Origin of the sequence: Stenotrophomonas sp. 2YAF22 (assembly GCF_052114665.1) — a bacterium.
GTDB classification, from domain to species: Bacteria; Pseudomonadota; Gammaproteobacteria; order Xanthomonadales; family Xanthomonadaceae; genus Stenotrophomonas; species Stenotrophomonas indicatrix.
Window position 1 is genome coordinate 1 of the sequence record NZ_JBFRFE010000548.1, and the last position, 3018, is coordinate 3018.

At 68.3% G+C, this 3018-nt stretch carries 2 protein-coding genes and 1 pseudogene; all 3 read left to right on the forward strand.

The features are described 5' to 3' along the window. On the forward strand, nucleotides 1-921 hold a 921-nt coding region (locus AB4Y84_RS17930; protein ID WP_442250582.1), incomplete at its 5' end, for an alpha-ketoacid dehydrogenase subunit beta. A 3-nt stretch (nucleotides 922-924) separates the two neighbouring features. After that, nucleotides 925-2868, forward strand: a complete 1944-nt coding sequence (gene asnB / locus AB4Y84_RS17935) for an asparagine synthase (glutamine-hydrolyzing) (RefSeq protein ID WP_442250583.1) — start codon at nucleotides 925-927, stop codon at nucleotides 2866-2868. A gap of 66 nt (nucleotides 2869-2934) precedes the next feature. Continuing rightward, nucleotides 2935-3018 (forward strand): annotated as a pseudogene (locus AB4Y84_RS17940) (NADPH-dependent FMN reductase); the annotation flags it as partial.

Sequence of the window (3018 nt, forward strand, 5' to 3'; positions counted from 1 at the left end):
GTTTACACGGTGACGCGCGACCTGCTGCGCCGTTTCGGCCCGCGCCGGGTGTTCAACACGCTGCTGGACGAGACCATGATCCTGGGCATGGCCCAGGGGCTGGCCAACATGGGCATGCTGCCGATCCCGGAAATCCAGTACCTGGCCTACCTGCACAACGCCATCGACCAGGTACGTGGCGAGGCCTGCTCGCTGCAGTTCTTCTCCAACGACCAGTTCCGCAACCCGATGCTGGTACGGGTGGCCGGGCTGGGCTACCAGAAGGGGTTCGGCGGCCATTTCCACAACGACAATTCGATCACGGCGCTGCGTGACATCCCGGGACTGGTGGTGGGCTGTCCGTCGCGTGGCGATGATGCGGTGATGATGCTGCGCACATTGGCGGCATTGGCCCGCGTGGATGGCCGGGTAGCGGTGTTCCTGGAACCGATCGCCCTTTACATGACCAAGGATCTGCACGCGACCGGCGACGGCCAGTGGTTGTTCGACTACCCTGCGCCCGGGCAGGCGCTGGTGCTGGGCGAGGGCAGGGTGTACTCGCCGGATGCCACCGATCTGGTGATCTTCACCTACGGCAACGGTGTGCCGATGGCGCTGCGTGCAGCGGTCGCCATCGAGCAGCAGCTGGGCTGGCAGGTGCGTGTGGTCGACCTGCGCTGGCTGGTGCCGTTGAATGCGGCCTTCATCGGCGCCCAGGCCGCCACTGCGCAGCGGGTGCTGGTGCTGGACGAGGGGCGGCGGAGTGGTGGCGTCGGCGAAGGCGTGATCACCGCGCTGGTCGAGGCCGGCCATGGCCACCTGCCCGTGCGCCGGGTCTGCGGTGCCGATACCTATACGCCACTGGCGGGGGCAGCAATGTTCGGGCTTCCAAGCGACAATGCGGTGATTGGCGCCGCCCTCGACCTGGCGCAGGAACCCTGATGCATGTGTGGATTGGCAGGTATGTTGTTGCCGGCGGCACAGACGCCGGCCGAGGTCCTGCAGGCGCAGGCGCAGGCCATGGGCCAGGCGCTGCACCATCGCGGGCCGGATGACGGCGGTACCTGGGTAGATGCCGCCGCTGGCATTGCCCTGGCCCACCGGCGCCTGAGCATCCTCGATCTTTCACCGCTGGGCCACCAGCCGATGGCCTCGGCCGACGGCCGCTATGTGATGGCCTACAACGGCGAGGTCTACAACTTCGCCACGCTGCGCGCCGAACTGGAGCCGCTGGGGCATGCGTTCCGTGGCCATTCCGATACCGAGGTGCTGTTGGCCGCGATCCTGCAGTGGGGCGTCGAGGACACCCTGCAGCGCGCCAACGGCATGTTTGCCATCGCCCTGTGGGACCGCCAGGAACAGTGCTTGTGGCTGGCCCGCGACCGGGTCGGCAAGAAGCCGCTGTACTACGGCTGGGCCGGTGATGCCCTGGTGTTCGGCTCGGAGCTGAAGGCGCTCTGGCAGCACCCGGATTTCGACAACGATATCGACCGCGATGCGCTGACGCTGCTGCTGCGGCTGGATTACATCCCGGCACCGCACAGCATCCACCAGCGCTGCTACAAACYGATGCCCGGGCGCGTGCTGCGGCTGGATGCGGCGACGGTGGCGGCCGGGGCCAGCGCCCATCGGCCCGAGCAGGCGCAGCGTCCGTACTGGGACGCGCGCGCGCGCATGCAGGCGGCACTGGCCACACCGTTCCAGGGCCGCATCGAGGAGGCCGAGGAGCAGCTGGATGGCCTGCTGCGGGATGCGGTGGCGCTGCGCATGGTCGCCGATGTGCCGGTGGGCGTGTTCCTGTCCGGCGGCACCGATTCGTCGCTGGTGGCGGCGCTGATGCAGGCGCAGAGCGGGCAGCCGGTGCACAGCTTCAGCATCGGCTTCAGCGGCTCGCACCACGACGAGGCACCGTTGGCCAGGGAACTGGCTACCCACCTTGGCTGTGATCACACCGAGCTGTATGTCAGTGGCGCCGATGCGTTGGCGGTGGTGCCGCAGCTGCCGGCGATGTTCGACGAACCCTTTGCCGATGCCTCGCAGGTGCCGACCGCGCTGGTCGCCCGCCTCGCCCGCCAGGGCGTGACCGTTGCGTTGTCCGGCGATGGCGGCGATGAGCTGTTCTTCGGCTATACCCGCTATGTGCGTGCGCTGCGCAACTGGCAGATGCTGGGACGGGTGCCCGCGCCGCTGCGGCGTTGGATGGGCGCGCGTGCGCATCAGCAGGGCGAGGCGTCGCGCACCGGCGGGCTGGCCGCGTTGCTGGCCGAAACCGGCGCACGTGGTATCGGCGATGTGTATCGCAACCGCATCTCGCGCTGGCGCGATCCGGCGGCCGCGGTGATCGGTGCACGCGAGGCGGGCAGCTTCTACGATCTGGCCGATCCGCTGCATGGTGCCGGTACGCCGGCCGACGCGATGATGCTGGCCGACTTCGTCAGCTATCTTCCCGATGATCTGCTGTGCAAGGTCGACCGCACATCGATGGCGGTCAGCCTGGAGGCACGTGCGCCCTTGCTGGACTGGCGCGTGGCCGAGTTCGCGTGGTCGCTGCCGCTGGGCTTCAAGCGCAGTGAGTCGACCAGCAAGGTGCTGCTCAAGCGCGTGCTGGGGCGGTACGTGCCGCAGTCGATGGTGCACCGGCCCAAGCGTGGATTCGGCGCACCGGTCAGTGATTGGCTGAAGGGCGATCTGAAGCCCTGGGCGGACGAGCTGTTGCAGCCGGCGCGACTGGAACGCGAAGGCGTGCTGTCGGCCGCCGCCGTGCAGCCGCTGTGGCAGCAGTTCCTGGGCGGCCAGCGCAAGTGGCACACGCACCTGTGGAACGTGCTGATGTTCCAGGCCTGGCAGGACCACTGGCGGCAGGTGCGCGCAGGCGTGAAGCGCGCTTGATCTTCACCGGCGGGGAAGGGCGCGGCGGCTAGGCTGGCCCTCCCGCACCGTGAGGAGTATGTCCTGATGTCCGTCCCCACCATTGCTGTATTCGTCGGCAGCCTGCGCAAGGACTCATGCAACCGCAAGCTGGCCCGCGCGCTGGAGAAA